The organism is Streptomyces sp. VNUA24 (assembly GCF_029167005.1).
GTDB lineage: Bacteria > Actinomycetota > Actinomycetes > Streptomycetales > Streptomycetaceae > Streptomyces > Streptomyces scabiei.
This window is the reverse complement of the sequence record NZ_CP119143.1, coordinates 5,822,455-5,838,127: the sequence shown is the minus strand read 5'-3', so window position 1 is coordinate 5,838,127 and position 15,673 is coordinate 5,822,455. Positions and strand designations below refer to the sequence as shown.

Genomic DNA, 15,673 nt, shown 5'->3' with positions numbered 1-15,673 from the left:
CATGGCGCTCACGCTGTACGTCGACACCGCGCGCTGGCGGGCACACCACAAGCATGTTCAGGAGCAGTTCCCGGGACTCGTGCCCGTCTGCAAGGGCAACGGCTACGGCTTCGGTCACGAGAAGCTGGCGGAAGAGGCCACGCGCCTCGGGTCGGACATCCTCGCCGTCGGAACCACGTACGAGGCCGCCCGGATCAAGGACTGGTTCAGCGGCGACCTGCTGGTGCTGACGCCCTACAGACGCGCTGAGGAGCCCGTCCCCCTGCCCGACCGCGTCATCCGCTCCGTGTCGTCGGTCGACGGCGTGTACGGCCTCGTGGGCGCCCGTGTCGTCATCGAGGTCATGTCCTCGATGAAGCGGCACGGAGTCAGCGAGCAGGAGCTGCCCCAGCTCCACGCGGCCATAGAGAACGTGCGCCTGGAGGGCTTCGCCATCCACCTGCCGCTGGACCGCACCGACGGCTCCGACGCCGTCGAGGAGGTCATCGGCTGGATGGACCGTCTGCGCGCTGCCCGACTGCCGCTGCACACCATGTTCGTGAGCCACCTCAAGTCCGAGGACCTCATCCGTCTGCAGCAGCAGTTCCCGCAGACCCGTTTCCGGGCCCGTATCGGCACGCGGCTGTGGCTGGGCGACCACGAGGCGACCGAGTACCGCGGAGCGGTGCTGGACGTCACCCGCGTCGCCAAGGGAGACCGCTTCGGTTACCGGCAGCAGAAGGCCGCCTCCGACGGCTTCCTGGTGGTGGTGGCCGGCGGTACCTCGCACGGGGTGGGGCTGGAGGCGCCGAAGGCGCTGCACGGCGTCATGCCGCGCGCCAAGGGAGTGGCCCGGGCAGGGCTCGCCACGGTCAACCGGAACCTTTCTCCCTTCGTCTGGGCCGGCAAGCAGCGCTGGTTCGCCGAACCGCCGCACATGCAGGTCTCGATCCTCTTCGTCCCGTCGGACGCCCCCGAACCGAAGGTCGGCGAGGAACTGGTGGCCCATCTGCGGCACACCACCACGCAGTTCGACCGGTCGGTCGACCGCTGAGGGCTCTGCCCTCGGGGACAGCCCCTCAGGGGCAGGAGCCTCAGGGCAGGGCGAACGAACCGCCGAACGGATCACCCACGGCATCAAGCGGAGGGCCGTACACGACACCTCGTGTACGGCCCTCCGCGTCACTCACCCACACTCTGTTCGCTCAGAGCGAACTGTCCTGTTGGTCGCGGTTGCCCCAGTCCACCGGTGGCCCTTCGAAGTGCATCGCGTGCCGCGGAGGCCGGGCCGCCGCGCCGTACACGTGAACGTCCTCCGCGCCGTCGAGCACTCCACCGGAGGGGTCGTCGTCACCCGCCCGGCGCACCGGGTCCCGATCGGGCATCAGGATGTCCCGGACGACGATGGCGCACAGGTACAGCGTCCCCAGCAGGTGGGCCATGATCGCGAGATGGTAGCCCTCGGCGGGCAGGCCCTTGTGGGCGTCTCCACTGGTCGTGTAGGCGAGGTACATCCAGATGCCCAGGAAATACGCCACCTCACACGCCTGCCAGATGAGGAAGTCCCGCCAGCGGGGCCGCGCCAGCGCGGCGAGGGGGACCAGCCAGAGCACGTACTGCGGTGAGTAGACCTTGTTGGTGAGAATGAAGGCCGCGACGATCAGGAAGGCGAGCTGCGCGAAGCGCGGGCGGCGCGGTGCGGTCAGCGCGAGCACGGCGATACCCGCGCAGACGAGCACCATCGAGACCATCGCGTACGCGTTCGCCGTCTCGGCCGTGATCTGAATGTTCAGCCGCTGCGAGATGACGAGGAAGAAGGACCCGAAGTCGACGCCGCGTTCCTGACTGAAGCGGTAGAACTTCGCCCATCCGTCGGGGGCCAGGAGCATCACCGGCAGGTTGACCGCGAGCCAGGCTCCGACGGCTCCGAGCAGCGCGGTCACGAACGCACGCCACTTGCCCGCCCGCCAGCACAGCACGAAGAGCGGTCCGAGCAGCAGGAACGGATAGAACTTGGCGGCCGTGGCGAGTCCGAGCAGCACACCGAAGGCGAGCGGCCGACCACGCGACCACATCAGCGTGGCGGCGGCCAGCATGGCCACGGCGAGCAGATCCCAGTTGATGGTGGCCGTCAGCGCGAAGGCCGGCGCCAGCGCCATCAGAAGGCCGTCCCAGGGACGCCGGCGGTGGATACGGGCGCAGCAGACGGCGATGACGGCCGCGCACACCATCAGCATCCCGGCATTGACCATCCAGTACCACTGTTCTTGGTGCTGGATGGTGCCGCTGCCCGGGGTGAGCCAGGCGGCGACCTCCATGAACACCCCTGTCAGCACCGGGTACTCGAGGTACTCCATGTCGCCGGGGATCTTGTCGAAGTACGGTACGAGCCCGTCGGCGAAGCCACGCCCCTGGTAGAGGTGCGGGATGTCCGAGTAGCAGGCATGGGTGTACTGGGAGCTGGCACCGAAGAACCAGGCGCCGTCGTAGCAGGGCAGCTTCTGCACCATGCCCAGCGCGAACATGCCGATCGCCACGAGCGCGACGACTCGTACCGGCGTCCACCAGGACGTGCCGAGCAGCGCCCGCCGCCCGATCGGGCCGCCGATCAGCTCACTGCCGGTCGCGGCGACCTCGTCCTCCTTGGTCGGCCGTACGGGCTCCGGCTCGTCCACGCTCACTCGCGTCGTCTCTGCACTGGGCATGCCGCACATCCTGCCGTACGCGCCTGGGAATCCGCCCAGGGCCGCCGCGTCCCGTCACGGGCCGGGGTCGATGTTTCACGTGAAACACAGCCCGTCACCGCTCTCCGGATCCCCGAAACGCTCAAGGGCCACCGCACCTGATCGGTGCGATGGCCCTTGTTTCACGTGAAACACCTTCTGCCGGTCGAGACGCTACCCGTTGGGGCCTCCGAAGAGTCCTCCCCCGTTCTGGTTGCCTCTCGTATCGTCCTGCGACTCCGTCGGTGTAGGAGTCACCCCGCCATCGGCTCCCCCGACATCCGTACCGCCCGCGTCGGTATCACCCGGGTCCTCACAGGTGGGATCGAACGGGTTGTCGCAAACGTCGCTGGGCGTCGGCGACGGCTCGGGGTCGCTCTCGGAAGGCGTCGGGCTCGGCTCGGGAGTCTCCTCCTCCGACTCGGTCGGGGTCGGGGTCGGAGTCGGGTCCGGATCGTCGTTCACGATCACACCGATCGGCTGGGGCTCCGGGAAGTCCACAGCCGGCTGGCCCTGGAGGGCGTCCTCCATGTAGTCGTGCCAGATCTCGGCCGGGAACGAGGCACCGTGGATCGTCTCCTGGCCACCCGTGCCGTACATCTCCAGGAACTTCCGGTTCTTGTTGGACTCGTCGTCGTCCATGCGGTACATGCTGATCGCGGTCGACAACTGCGGGGTGTATCCGACGAACCAGGCCGACTTGTTGCCGTCGGTGGTACCGGTCTTGCCCGCCACCTCACGGCCGGTCAGCCGGGCCGACGTACCGGTTCCCTCGTCCACGACGGTCTTGAGCACGTCGGTGACGTTGTCGGCGACCTCGGCCGTGAAGGCCCGCTTGGGCTCGGCGATGTCATCGTGGTCGAACATGGTCAGACCCTCGTGCTCCACCGTCTTCACGGAGAACGGGTCGTTCTGCTTGCCACTGGCGGCGAACGTCGCGTACGAGCCCGCCATACGGATCGCACTGGGATCGGAGATACCGATCGAGAAGGACGGGAAGCTGGTGCCGGTCAGGCTGTTCTCCTTGAGGCCTGCCGCGATGGCGGCCTCCTTCACCCGATCCAGACCGACGTCCATGCCCAGCTGCACGAAGGCCGAGTTCGCCGAGACCCGCATCGCCTCGCGGAGGTCGATCTGGTACTTCGGCGCGCGGCCGTACGACGCGTCATCGTCGTTGGCCTGCAGCCACTCCTCACCCTTCTCGTTGGCCCAGACCTGTCCGTCGTAGTCCTTGATCTTGAGGTTGTTCTTGCCGCTGTAGAGGCTCTTCGGCGAGACGATGGTGCGCTCGTCCTGCGCCTGGTCCCCGTCGAGGTCGGGATCGCGCTTGCCCCAGGTCATGGCTGCCGCGAGCACGTACGTCTTGAACGTCGAACCGACCTGCGCACCGGTGACGTCGGCGTTGTTGGTGAAGTGCTTGGTGGCGTCCTCACCGCCGTAGATCGCCTCGATGGCGCCCGACTTCGGATTCACGGACGCGCCGCCGAACTGGACATGGGTGTCGGTGTCCGGGCGCTGGCCGGGCTTGATGTTCTCCTTGCGGACCTTGACCACGGCCTTCTCGAGTTCCTTGACCTTCTTCTTGTCGAAGGTCGTGTGGATCTCGTAACCACCCTGCTCCAGCTGCTTCTGGGTGATGTCCGTGTTGTTGAGGATGTAGCCCTTGGCGGTGTCGACGAGGTAGCCGATCTGACCGCCCAGCTGGGCGTTGGACCGAGGGCTCTGGATCTTGGGGAAATCGTTGTACTGGTTCCGCTCGGCCGCGGCCAGGTGCTTGTCCTTGACCATCTCGTTGAGGATCCAGCGCCAGCGGTACGTGGCCCGCTTCCGGTTGTTCTCCGGCGAGGCCTCCGGGTCGATCGACGGCGCGCCGGCCGGGTCGTAGTACGTCGCACCCTTGAGGACCGCGGCCAGGAAGGCGCACTGGCTCGGGTTGAGCTTCTCGGCGTCCTTGCCGAAGTACGTGCGGGCGGCCGCCTGGATGCCGTACGCACCGCGTCCGTAGTACGCGGTGTTCAGGTACCCCGACATGATCTCTTCCTTCTCGACCGAGGTTCCCACCTTGACCGAGATGAAGAGCTCCTTGACCTTCCGCGACAGGGTCTGCGACTGGTCGTCCAGCATGGCGTTCTTCACGTACTGCTGGGTGATGGTCGAGCCACCCTGCGTCTGACCACCCTTGGCCATGTTGACGACGGCTCGCGCGATACCCATCGGGTCGACACCGCTGTCGGTCTCGAACGTCTTGTTCTCGGCCGACATGACGGCGTAGCGCATCGCCTTGGGGATCTTCTCGTACGCGATGATCTGGCGGTTGACCTCACCACCCGTCGCGACCATCTGCGAGCCGTCCGACCAGTAGTAAACGTTGTTCTGTGCCGTCGCGGCCTGGGCCGGGTCCGGTACCGCCACGACCGCGTATCCGATGCCGGCCGCCGCCACCAGGCTCCCGAAGAAACCGATGAGCAGGCCGGTCACCTGACGCCACGACGGCACCCAGCGCATCACCCCGTACTTGCCGGCACGCGGGTAGTCGATGAAGCGCTGCTTGCCGGGCGGAGCCGCGCGCCCGCGGCCGCGCCCCGGTCCACGCCCGGCGGGCTCGGCGGCTCTGCGACGGCTCCCGACGATGCCACTGTCGGCGCTTCTCTGCGACGCCCGACGCGTGGCGGCACGGCCCTCGTACTGGTTCTCCTCACCTCCCGGGCCATAGGTCTCGGAAAGTGACCCGGTGGCGCCCCGCGGTGCCGCGCGGCGGCCGGAGGACGCCGACTGGCCGCGTCGGGCCGCGGCACGTCCGCCTCCCTGCGGCTGCGGCGGTTTGCGACGGTGCTCGCTCATCGAACGACTACTCCTCGGGCAGGCGCACCCGTGCGCGCCTGGAAACGGCGGCTGGTTTCCGGTCCCCCCGAAGTACGGATGCGGTCGTGCTGGCATTCATCCGTACCGCACTCAGGACGGCGACGTGCTCAAACGTCACTCGGTTCCCGGTGGTGTGCATGCCGCACAGACTACGCACCGCCAAAACCCACTGAGCACCGAACTTCACCCCAAATCAGGCAACTTGCTTCCTACTAATCGGTGATGTGACCCCGTTCACCGAATCCCCACTTGTCGCATCCGTAGGGGCGTTCTATCGTCTGGATGTATCGAGTCGATACATCAGCTCGGCATAAATCGTGTCGGCGGGGCCAGCGGGAGAGAGGAGACGACGATGAGCCGGCGCTCCGGGATACTCGAGTTCGCCGTCCTCGGTCTGCTCCGCGAAGCCCCGATGCACGGCTACGAGCTGCGCAAACGACTCAACACGTCGTTGGGTGTGTTCCGTGCGTTCAGCTACGGGACCTTGTACCCCTGCCTCAAGACGCTGGTCGCGAACGGCTGGTTGATCGAGGAACCGGGTGGTACCCCGGAAGATGCTGCCGCCGTCCCGCTCACGGGCCGCCGCGCCAAGATCGTCTACCGGTTGACGGCGGAAGGTAAGGAGCACTTCGAGGAGCTGCTCTCGCAGACGGGTCCCGATGCCTACGAGGACGAGCACTTCGCTGCTCGCTTCGCGTTCTTCGGGCAGACCTCCCGTGATGTGCGTATGCGCGTCCTGGAGGGCCGTCGCAGCCGTTTGGAGGAACGGCTGGAGAAGATGCGGGCCTCGCTGGCGCGCACCCGAGAACGCCTCGACGACTACACGCTCGAGCTCCAGCGCCACGGGATGGAGTCCGTGGAGCGCGAAGTGCGCTGGCTGAACGAGCTCATCGAGAGCGAGCGGGCAGGCCGGGACCTGAAGGGCCCCGGCGACGCAGAGCCCGCTCGCGACACCACAGAGGGAGCGCCGGGCGCCCTGCCCCGGCCCGGGGAGACCCCCGGGCCGGATGCGCCCGGCGACACCACCACGTGAGGTCCCTGCCAGGACCTCACTCGTACACACAGGGAGCAGCCGGAATGGGTTCGGTTCGCGTAGCCGTCGTCGGTGTGGGCAACTGCGCCGCGTCGCTGGTGCAGGGAGTCGAGTACTACAAGGACGCCGACCCGGCGTCGAAGGTCCCGGGCCTCATGCACGTGCAGTTCGGTGACTACCACGTGCGTGACGTGGAGTTCGTCGCCGCCTTCGACGTCGACGCCAAGAAGGTCGGCCTCGACCTCGCCGACGCCATCGGCGCCTCCGAGAACAACACGATCAAGATCTGTGACGTGCCCGCCACCGGTGTGACCGTGCAGCGCGGCCACACCCTCGACGGTCTCGGTAAGTACTACCGCGAGACCATCGAGGAGTCCGCCGAGGCCCCGGTGGACGTGGTCCAGGTGCTGAAGGACAAGCAGGTCGACGTTCTCGTCTGCTACCTGCCCGTCGGTTCCGAGGCCGCGGCGAAGTTCTACGCCCAGTGCGCCATCGACGCCAAGGTCGCCTTCGTCAACGCCCTTCCGGTCTTCATCGCCGGTACCAAGGAGTGGGCGGACAAGTTCGTCGAGGCGGGCGTCCCGATCGTCGGTGACGACATCAAGTCGCAGGTGGGTGCCACCATCACGCACCGCGTCATGGCGAAGCTGTTCGAGGACCGGGGTGTCGTCCTGGACCGCACGATGCAGCTGAACGTCGGCGGCAACATGGACTTCAAGAACATGCTCGAGCGTGAGCGGCTGGAGTCCAAGAAGATCTCCAAGACCCAGGCCGTCACCTCGCAGATCCCCGACCGGGAGCTCGGCGAGAAGAACGTCCACATCGGCCCGTCGGACTACGTCGCGTGGCTCGACGACCGCAAGTGGGCGTACGTCCGCCTCGAGGGCCGTGCGTTCGGAGACGTCCCGCTGAACCTGGAGTACAAGCTCGAGGTCTGGGACTCCCCGAACTCCGCCGGCGTCATCATCGACGCCCTGCGCGCCGCGAAGATCGCCAAGGACCGCGGCATCGGCGGCCCGATCCTGTCGGCGTCCTCGTACTTCATGAAGTCCCCGCCGGTGCAGTACTTCGACGACGAGGCCCGCGAGAACGTCGAGAAGTTCATCAAGGGCGAGGTCGAGCGCTGATCCGAGCGCTCGTAGTGGGCTGTTGAGGGTCTCCGGGTCATGCGCCCGGGGGCCCTCCCCTATAGGTGAGGTTGGGCCCCATGTCCGTCGTGCGCGACCTGCGCGTCCTGCTCCGCCTCCGCGACTTCCGGCGCCTGCTGGCCGTGCGTCTGCTGTCCCAGGGAGCCGACGGGGTCTTCCAGGTCGCCCTCGCCACCTATGTCGTCTTCTCTCCCGAGAAGCAGACGTCAGCGGCCGCCATCGCCTCCGCCATGGCGGTTCTGCTCCTTCCGTACTCCCTCGTCGGCCCTTTCGCGGGCGTGCTGCTGGATCGCTGGCGCCGCCGCCAGGTCCTGCTGTACGGAAACCTGCTGCGAGCCCTGCTGGCATCCGTGACGGCCCTCCTGATCCTGAGCCATGTACCCGACTGGCTCTTCTACGTATCCGCCCTGAGCGTCACCGCGGTCAATCGCTTCGTACTGGCGGGGCTCTCCGCCGCGCTGCCCCGGGTGGTGGACGCCGACCGCCTGGTGGTCGCCAACTCGCTCTCCCCGACAGCCGGAACGCTGGCCGCGACCGCCGGCGGCGGACTCGCCTTCGTCGTCCGGCTCGTGGGCCCGGACTCCGACGCGACGGTGGTGCTGTTCGGCTCGGCCCTCTACCTGTGTGCGGCCCTCGCCTCGGTGCGTATGGCCCGCGACCTGCTGGGCCCGGAACCGGATTCGGTGCAGCTCCAGTTGCGTTCCGCGCTCGCCGGGACCGCGCGGGGCCTGGCAGCGGGGCTGCGGCATCTCACCGAGCCCGGGCGACGGACGGCGGCCTGGGCACTGGCGTCGATGACGCTGATGCGCTTCTGCTACGGCGCCCTGACGGTCATGGTCCTCATGCTCTGCCGGTACGCCTGGCCGTCCGGCAGTTCCGACGCATCCGGCTCCGAGGAGGGCCTTGCCCTGCTGGGGCTCGCCGTGGGGATCTCGGGAGCGGGATTCTTCACCGCGGCGGTGATCACGCCCTGGGCTGCCGGAAGGCTGGGACCGAGCCGCTGGATCGTCAGCTGCTCCGTCGCCGCGGCCCTGCTCGCTCCGCCCCTCAGCCTGCCGTTCGCGCAGGCGCCCCTGTTGATCGCGGCGTTCGTTCTGGGACTGGTCACCCAGGGAGCCAAGATCGCCACGGACACGATCGTGCAGTCCTCCGTCGAGGACGGCTACCGAGGGCGGATCTTCTCGCTCTACGACGTCCTGTTCAACGTCGCCTTCGTCGGTGCCGCCGCCGTGGCCGCCCTGATGCTCCCTCCGGATGGCCGCTCGGCCCCTCTGGTGATCTCCGTGGCCGTGCTCTACGCACTGATCGCTGCCGCCATGGTCCGCTTCGGCATGACCGAGCAACGGCGAGCCGAAGGCGTCGATGTTTCACGTGAAACATCGCCCCCTCAGTGACGGCGGTCCCGTCGGCGCAGAAACAGCGGCGCGGTGCGATGTTTCACGTGAAACATCGCACCGCGCCGTTGCCCGCACTCTGATCACGGACAAGCCGTCGTCAGGAAACCTCTGCTGTCCGAGCCCACCACTCCTTGAGCGCCGTCACGGCCTCGTCGTGCGGCATCGGTCCGTTCTCCAGGCGCAGCTCCAGCAGGAACTTGTAGGCCTGCCCGATCGCCGGTCCGGGCCCGACACCCAGGATCTCCATGATCTGGTTGCCGTCGAGGTCCGGGCGGATGGCGTCCAGTTCCTCCTGCTCCTGGAGCTGGGCGATCCGCTCCTCCAGACCGTCGTACGCGCGGGACAGAGCGTTCGCCTTGCGCTTGTTCCGTGTCGTGCAGTCGGAACGGGTCAGCTTGTGGAGCCGGTCCAGCAGCGGGCCGGCGTCGCGTACATAGCGACGGACGGCGGAGTCCGTCCATTCACCCATGCCGTACCCGTGGAAGCGCAGGTGGAGTTCGACCAGACGCGAGACGTCCCTGACGAGTTCGTTGGAGTACTTGAGGGCGGTCATGCGCTTCTTGGTCATCTTGGCGCCGACCACCTCGTGGTGGTGGAAGGAGACCCGGCCGTCCTGCTCGAACCGGCGGGTACGGGGTTTGCCGATGTCGTGCAGCAGGGCGGCGAGCCGCAGAGTGAGGTCCGGTCCGGCGTCCTCGAGCGCGATCGCCTGCTCCAGGACGATCAGCGTGTGGTCGTAGACGTCCTTGTGCCGATGGTGCTCGTCCCGTTCCAGTCGCAGCGCCGGCAGCTCGGGCAGCACATGCTCGGCGAGGCCCGTCTCGACCAGCAGGCTCAGGCCCTCACGGGGGTGAGCGGAGAGGATCAGTTTGTTCAGCTCGTCCCGCACCCGTTCCGTCGAGACGATCTCGAGACGCCCGGCCATGGCCGTCATGGCCGAGACGACCTCGGGGGCTACCTCGAAGCCCAGCTGGGCGGCGAAACGCGCGGCCCGCATCATGCGCAGCGGGTCGTCGGAGAAGGAGTCCTCGGGGGTGCCGGGAGTACGCAGCACGCGTGCCGAGAGGTCCTCGAGCCCGCCATGGGGGTCGATGAACTCCTTCTCGGGAAGAGCCACCGCCATCGCGTTCACGGTGAAGTCCCGGCGCACGAGGTCTTCCTCGATCGAGTCGCCGTAGGACACCTCGGGCTTGCGCGAGGTCCGGTCGTACGCCTCGGAGCGGTACGTGGTGACCTCGATCTGGTAGCCGTCCTTCTGCGCGCCCACCGTGCCGAAGGCGATCCCGACCTCCCAGAGGGCGTCCGCCCAGGGACGCACGATCTTCAGCACGTCCTCGGGGCGAGCGTCCGTGGTGAAGTCCAGGTCGTTGCCGAGGCGGCCGAGCAGCGCGTCCCTGACCGAGCCCCCGACCAGGGCGAGCGAGAATCCCGCCTGTTGGAAACGGCGTGCGAGGTCGTCGGCGACGGGGGACACCCGCAGCAGTTCACTCACCGCGCGGCGCTGCACCTGGCTCAGGGCACTGATGTCTTCGTTGGCGTTCGGCACAACAGAAAAGGGTACGTGGCGCCGGTGGCCGCGGTCGCCTCCATTGAACGTGCGCAAGGCAACGCTCAGGTGCACCGTGCACCGACCCGACCGATACGTGCACATACACGGACAGCCCGGCCTTGGGCACGATCTTGTGGAGCGGACCGCGGCACTTCCCCTCAGCGCGCATCGTTACCATGCGTGGACGCACATTCCGACGACCACTGACGACGACGAGGGACGGGCGAGCGCGTGGCCGAGGCGGCAGACTTCCAGGGGACCAGTCCCTCACCTGCCCGCCGGTGGCTGCTGCGCACCGGAGCGCTGTTCGCCGGGGCGCCCCTGCTCGCCGGCCTGTTCCAGGTGCCCGCGGCCCCGTCCGCGCAGGCGTCGCCGAAGGTCTCCCTGACGGAGGCCACGGGATCGAGAACCGTCGAGGTCTCCGTCGACTCGCTCAGCCCCAGTGTGCCCACCGACGGCGACACCGTCACCGTCTCCGGCACGGTCACCAACAAGGGCAAGCAGACGGTCACGGACGCCCACGTGGGCCTGCGGGTGGCACCGGAGGCCGTGACGGGCCGCTCGGCCATCGACGACGCGGCCAGGCGCAGTGGCTTCGACCAGTTCACCGACGGCACGGAGGTCGGCGGGAAGTACGAGGAGAAGTTCCCCGCACTCGCCTCCGGTGTGGCCCAGCCCTTCACCCTCTCGGTGCCCGTCAAGGAACTCGATCTCGGTGCGGACGGCGTCTATCAGCTGGGCGTCTCGGTCTCGGGCCGGACCGCGTCCGCTCAGTACGACCAGGTTCTCGGCATCCAGCGCACGTTCCTGCCGTGGCAGCCGGACGAGGCCGGCACCAGGACGAAGACGACGTACCTCTGGCCGCTGATCTCCACCACCCATCTGACGGCCGAGACGGGCCCCGGTGAGCAGCAGACGCCCGTCTTCCTGAACGACGACCTCGCCAAGGAGATCTCGGCGGGCGGACGCCTGGAGCAGATGCTGACGCTGGGCAAGGACCTGGACATCACCTGGGTGATCGATCCGGATCTCCTGGCGTCGGTGGTGGCGATGACGGGGAACTACCGGGTCCGGAGCGAAGGCACCACCGTCGCCGGCAGGAACCAGGCCGCCGCCAAGGCCTGGCTGGCGGAGCTGGAGACCGCGGTCCAGGGCGAGGAGGTGGTCGCTCTCCCCTTCGCCGATCCCGATCTGGCCGCGCTGGCCCACAACGGCAGGACGGTCGCCGGCTCCCTGAGCCGACTGAAGGGCGCCACCGATGTGGCCGCGGACACAGTCGAGAACATCCTCCGGGTGGTGCCGGAGACGGACTTCGCCTGGCCGGTCAACGGCGCGGTCGACCCGTCGATCGTCAAGGTCGCCATCTCCGGCGGTGCCGACAAGGTGATCGCCCGCAGCGACAGCCTCCAGGAGAGCAGCGGCCTCTCCTACACGCCCAACGCGGCCCGGCCCATCGGTGGCGGCACCACGGCGGTGGTCGCGGACGCCCGGCTGTCGACAGCCTTCCAGGGCGACATGACGAAGGCCGAGAGTTCGACGCTGGCGGTGCAGAGGTTCCTGGCCCAGAGCCTGGTGACCGACCTCCAGAACAACAAGCAGCGCAGCATCGTGATCACCCCCCAGCGGATGCCGTCGGCGAGCCAGGCCCAGACGATGGCCCAGGCTCTGACGGCACTCCAAGGGGGCAACTGGTCACAGCCCCAGGAACTGTCCGAGGCCGCCGCGGCGAAGCCCGACCCGCGCGCCAGCACCAGGATTCCGTCCGCCTCGGCCTACCCCCGGTCGCTGCGGAAGCAGGCCCTGCCCAAGTCGGCGTTCGAGGAGATCCAGGGCACTCAGGCCGACCTCGACCGCTTCAAGGTGATCCTCACCGACCAGTCCCGTGTGGTGACGCCGTTCGGCAGGACCATGGACCGGGAGATGTCCACGTCCTGGCGGGGCCGCTCCATGGACGCGGCCGTCTACCGCAACGACGTGCAGTCCTACCTCAACTCGCTCACCGGCCAGGTCCGGCTGATCGAGAAGTCGGAGACGAAGCTCTCCGGCCGCAGCGCCACGATCCCCGTGACCGTGCAGAACAACCTCGTGCAAAGCGTCGACCTGACACTGCGCCTCGAGTCGTTGGCACCGAAGCGCCTGAAGATCGGTGACAAGGCCTCCGGGGAGCAGTCGGTCGACATCTCCGGCGGCCACAGCGAGTCCGTGAAGTTCACCACCAACGCCGAGGTCAACGGCAAGGCCGACGTCGTGGCCCAGCTCTACACGGCGGACGGCGAGAAGTATGGTGACGAGGTCAGATTCACGGTGAACGTCACCGAGATCACGCCCGCGGTCATGCTGGTCATCGCCGGTGGTGTCCTGCTCCTGGTCCTCGCCGGCTTCCGGATGTACACACAGCGCAAGCGTGCGGCCGCCCGGCTGGAGGGGGAGGAAGCCCCGACGGACGACGAGGCGCCCGAAGAGGCTCCGACGGACGAGGAAGCGAACACCGAAGCGACCTCAGTCGTACACACTGCCGAGGAGGATTCCCCGGCGAAGTCCGGGACGGATGAGCCGGAGCACGCGAGTGACCCGGCACCGGACACCGCTCCGGAAAGCGCCGACCCGTCCGGCACGGGTGAGAGAGTGGACCGTTGAGCGATTGTCGTGGCCGGTTGGCCCGGGGACGATGAGGTGGGGTAAGCATGAACGCGCCGTACGACGGTGACCGCGGCCAGGGCGCGGCCGATTCGGGGTATCCCGACGGCCCGCTGCCCGGGCCGGGCCAGGTGCCGCCGCAGCCTCCCGCGGACATGTACCTCAAGGACGCCTACGACCAGGACCCCTACCGCGCGCGTGATCTCTCCGCCCAGGATCCGGTGGCCGAGGCGCTCTACGACCGTGCCGCACACCCCCCGCCCGCTCCCGGTACGTATCAGCCGCAGCAGCCTCTCTACGCGCAGCCGTCGTCACCGCAGTACGCGCCCGACCCGCGCGTGTGGGCCCAGACACCGGCTCCCGAGCCCGAAGGACCGACCCGGCATCTGCCGTACGGCGACGATGCCCGTACGACGCAGTTCGTCGGCGTGGACGACCTGGTGAGCCAGGCCGGCGAGGAGCGCCACGAGCCGGACGCGTTCGCGCATCTCTTCCGCGACCAGCAGCAGAGCGGCCCCACGCCCGTGGGCCAGCCTTCCGTGCCCGGACCGGCCCCCGCCCCCTCGCCCGGCCCGGGCCCGGGCCCCGGCCGTCCTGCGTACCAGGAGCCCGCTCCGACGCCCACGCCCGCATCTGCACCGGCGCCTGCGCCGAAGAAGGGCGGGCGGGCGTCGGGCCTGCTGAAGTCGAGCGCCGTGATGGCGGCGGGCACCATGGTGTCGCGCCTCACCGGGTTCATCCGGTCGGCGATGATCGTCTCGGCCCTCGGTCTGTCTCTTCTCGGTGAGTCGTTCCAGGTCGCCTACCAGCTGCCGACGATGATCTACATCCTGACCGTCGGCGGTGGCCTCAACTCCGTCTTCGTACCTCAGCTCGTCCGAGCCATGAAGGACGACGAGGACGGCGGTGAGGCGTACGCCAACAGGCTGCTGACCCTGGTCATGGTGATCCTGGGCCTCCTCACCGCACTCGCCATGCTCGGCGCACCCCTGCTCGTACGCGCGCTGTCGACCCCCCTCGCCACCGACCCCGCAGCCAATGACGTGGCTGTCACCTTCACCCGGTACTTCCTGCCCTCGATCTTCTTCATGGGCATCCACGTGGTGATGGGGCAGATCCTCAACGCGCGCGGCCGCTTCGGCGCGATGATGTGGACCCCGGTCCTCAACAACATCGTCATCATCGTCACCCTCGCCGCGTTCCTCTGGGTCTACGGCAGCGCGAAGAATTCCCACATGGCGGTCGAGAACATCCCGCCAGAGGGCGAGCGCCTGCTCGGTATCGGCATCCTCCTGGGCCTCGTGGTCCAAGCCCTGGCGATGATCCCGTACCTGCGGGAGACGGGGTTCCGGATGCGGCTGCGCTTCGACTGGAAGGGCCACGGCCTCGGCAAGGCCGCGATGCTCGCCAAGTGGACGATCCTGTTCGTCCTGGCGAACCAGGCGGGCGCCCTCGTGGTCACCCAGTTGGCGACCGCGGCAGTCAGCGAGACGAAGATCGCCGGAACCGGTTTCAGCGCCTACGCCAACGCCCAGCTCATCTGGGGCCTGCCCCAGGCCATCATCACCGTCTCGCTCATGGCCGCCCTCCTGCCGCGCATCTCCCGCTCGGCCGCCGAGGACGACACGGGCGCCGTCCGGGACGACATCTCGCAGGGCCTGCGAACCACCGCGGTCGCCATCGTGCCGATCGCCTTCGGCTTCCTCGCACTCGGCATCCCGATGTGCACGCTGATCTTCGGCCCCTCCGGCACCGGCGCGGCCACGAACATGGGCTTCATGCTGATGGCCTTCGGGCTCGGCCTGATCCCGTACTCCGTGCAATACGTGGTCCTGCGCGCCTTCTACGCGTACGAGGACACCCGGACCCCGTTCTACAACACGGTCATCGTGGCAGCCGTCAACGCGAGCGCCTCCGCGGTCTGCTTCTTCGTGATCCCGGCGCGTTGGGCCGTGGTCGGTATGGCGGCCTCGTACGGTCTGGCCTACATGATCGGTGTCGGAATCGCCTGGCGTCGGCTCAAGAAGCGGCTGGGTGGCGATCTGGACGGATCCAGGGTCATGCGGACGTACGCGCGGCTGTCCATCGCCTCGCTGCCCGCGGCACTGCTCAGTGGAGCCGCCTGCTACGGCATCAGCCGGACCCTGGGACAGGGCGTCGGCGGCTCGATGCTCGCGCTCGCAGGGGGAGGAATCGTCTTGCTCGGCGTCTTCTACGTGGCCGCGCGACGCATGCGCATCGAAGAGCTCAACTCGATGGTCGGCATGGTCCGCGGACGGCTGGGGCGCTGAGGTCGGGGTACGCGCACAACCATCGTCCGCCGCCGCGTGTCGCTCATAGCGGCG

General features: G+C 68.2%; 9 protein-coding genes. 6 read left to right on the top strand and 3 right to left on the bottom strand.

The genetic code is table 11. From position 1 onward, the window contains the following. Window position 1 precedes the first annotated feature (1 nt). The gene (locus tag PYR72_RS24860; RefSeq protein ID WP_013002265.1) at window positions 2-1,033 is read left to right on the top strand and encodes an alanine racemase; all 1,032 of its coding nucleotides are present in this window, start codon (window positions 2-4) and stop codon (window positions 1,031-1,033) included. Between the two features lie 151 nt (window positions 1,034-1,184). Here the strand turns inward: PYR72_RS24860 and PYR72_RS24855 are convergent, their stop codons facing one another. Together PYR72_RS24855 and PYR72_RS24850 are read right to left on the bottom strand one after the other, a co-directional pair. Beyond that, window positions 1,185-2,693: a glycosyltransferase 87 family protein gene (locus PYR72_RS24855; protein WP_275457375.1), complete on the bottom strand. Its 1,509-nt coding sequence runs from the start codon at window positions 2,691-2,693 to the stop codon at window positions 1,185-1,187. A gap of 183 nt (window positions 2,694-2,876) precedes the next feature. Beyond that, a complete protein-coding gene (locus PYR72_RS24850; RefSeq protein ID WP_275457374.1) occupies window positions 2,877-5,543 on the bottom strand; it encodes a transglycosylase domain-containing protein in 2,667 nt (888 codons plus the stop codon). A gap of 373 nt (window positions 5,544-5,916) precedes the next feature. On the opposite strand from PYR72_RS24850, the gene PYR72_RS24845 reads away from it, so the two are divergent. From PYR72_RS24845 to PYR72_RS24835, 3 genes are all read left to right on the top strand, one after another. Next, the gene (locus PYR72_RS24845) at window positions 5,917-6,597 is read left to right on the top strand and encodes a PadR family transcriptional regulator (protein ID WP_275457373.1); all 681 of its coding nucleotides are present in this window, start codon (window positions 5,917-5,919) and stop codon (window positions 6,595-6,597) included. 44 nt (window positions 6,598-6,641) lie between these two features. Continuing rightward, window positions 6,642-7,724 carry an inositol-3-phosphate synthase gene (locus PYR72_RS24840; protein WP_275457372.1) on the top strand — a complete coding sequence of 361 codons (1,083 nt, stop codon included), beginning with the start codon at window positions 6,642-6,644 and terminating at the stop codon, window positions 7,722-7,724. 80 nt (window positions 7,725-7,804) lie between these two features. Then, on the top strand, window positions 7,805-9,139 hold the full coding sequence (locus PYR72_RS24835) for an MFS transporter (RefSeq protein ID WP_275457371.1): 1,335 nt from the start codon (window positions 7,805-7,807) through the stop codon (window positions 9,137-9,139). 100 nt (window positions 9,140-9,239) lie between these two features. Here PYR72_RS24835 and PYR72_RS24830 read toward each other — a convergent pair whose 3' ends face one another. Continuing rightward, entirely contained in the window at window positions 9,240-10,688 is a 1,449-nt protein-coding gene (locus PYR72_RS24830) for a CCA tRNA nucleotidyltransferase (protein WP_275457370.1), read from the bottom strand. A gap of 234 nt (window positions 10,689-10,922) precedes the next feature. Between PYR72_RS24830 and PYR72_RS24825 the strand changes: the two genes are divergently transcribed. Continuing rightward, complete coding sequence (locus PYR72_RS24825) at window positions 10,923-13,328, top strand: DUF6049 family protein (RefSeq protein WP_275457369.1); 2,406 nt, start codon at window positions 10,923-10,925, stop codon at window positions 13,326-13,328. A gap of 47 nt (window positions 13,329-13,375) precedes the next feature. Beyond that, the gene (gene murJ, locus PYR72_RS24820) at window positions 13,376-15,619 is read left to right on the top strand and encodes a murein biosynthesis integral membrane protein MurJ (protein ID WP_275457368.1); all 2,244 of its coding nucleotides are present in this window, start codon (window positions 13,376-13,378) and stop codon (window positions 15,617-15,619) included. Window positions 15,620-15,673: the final 54 nt, after the last annotated feature.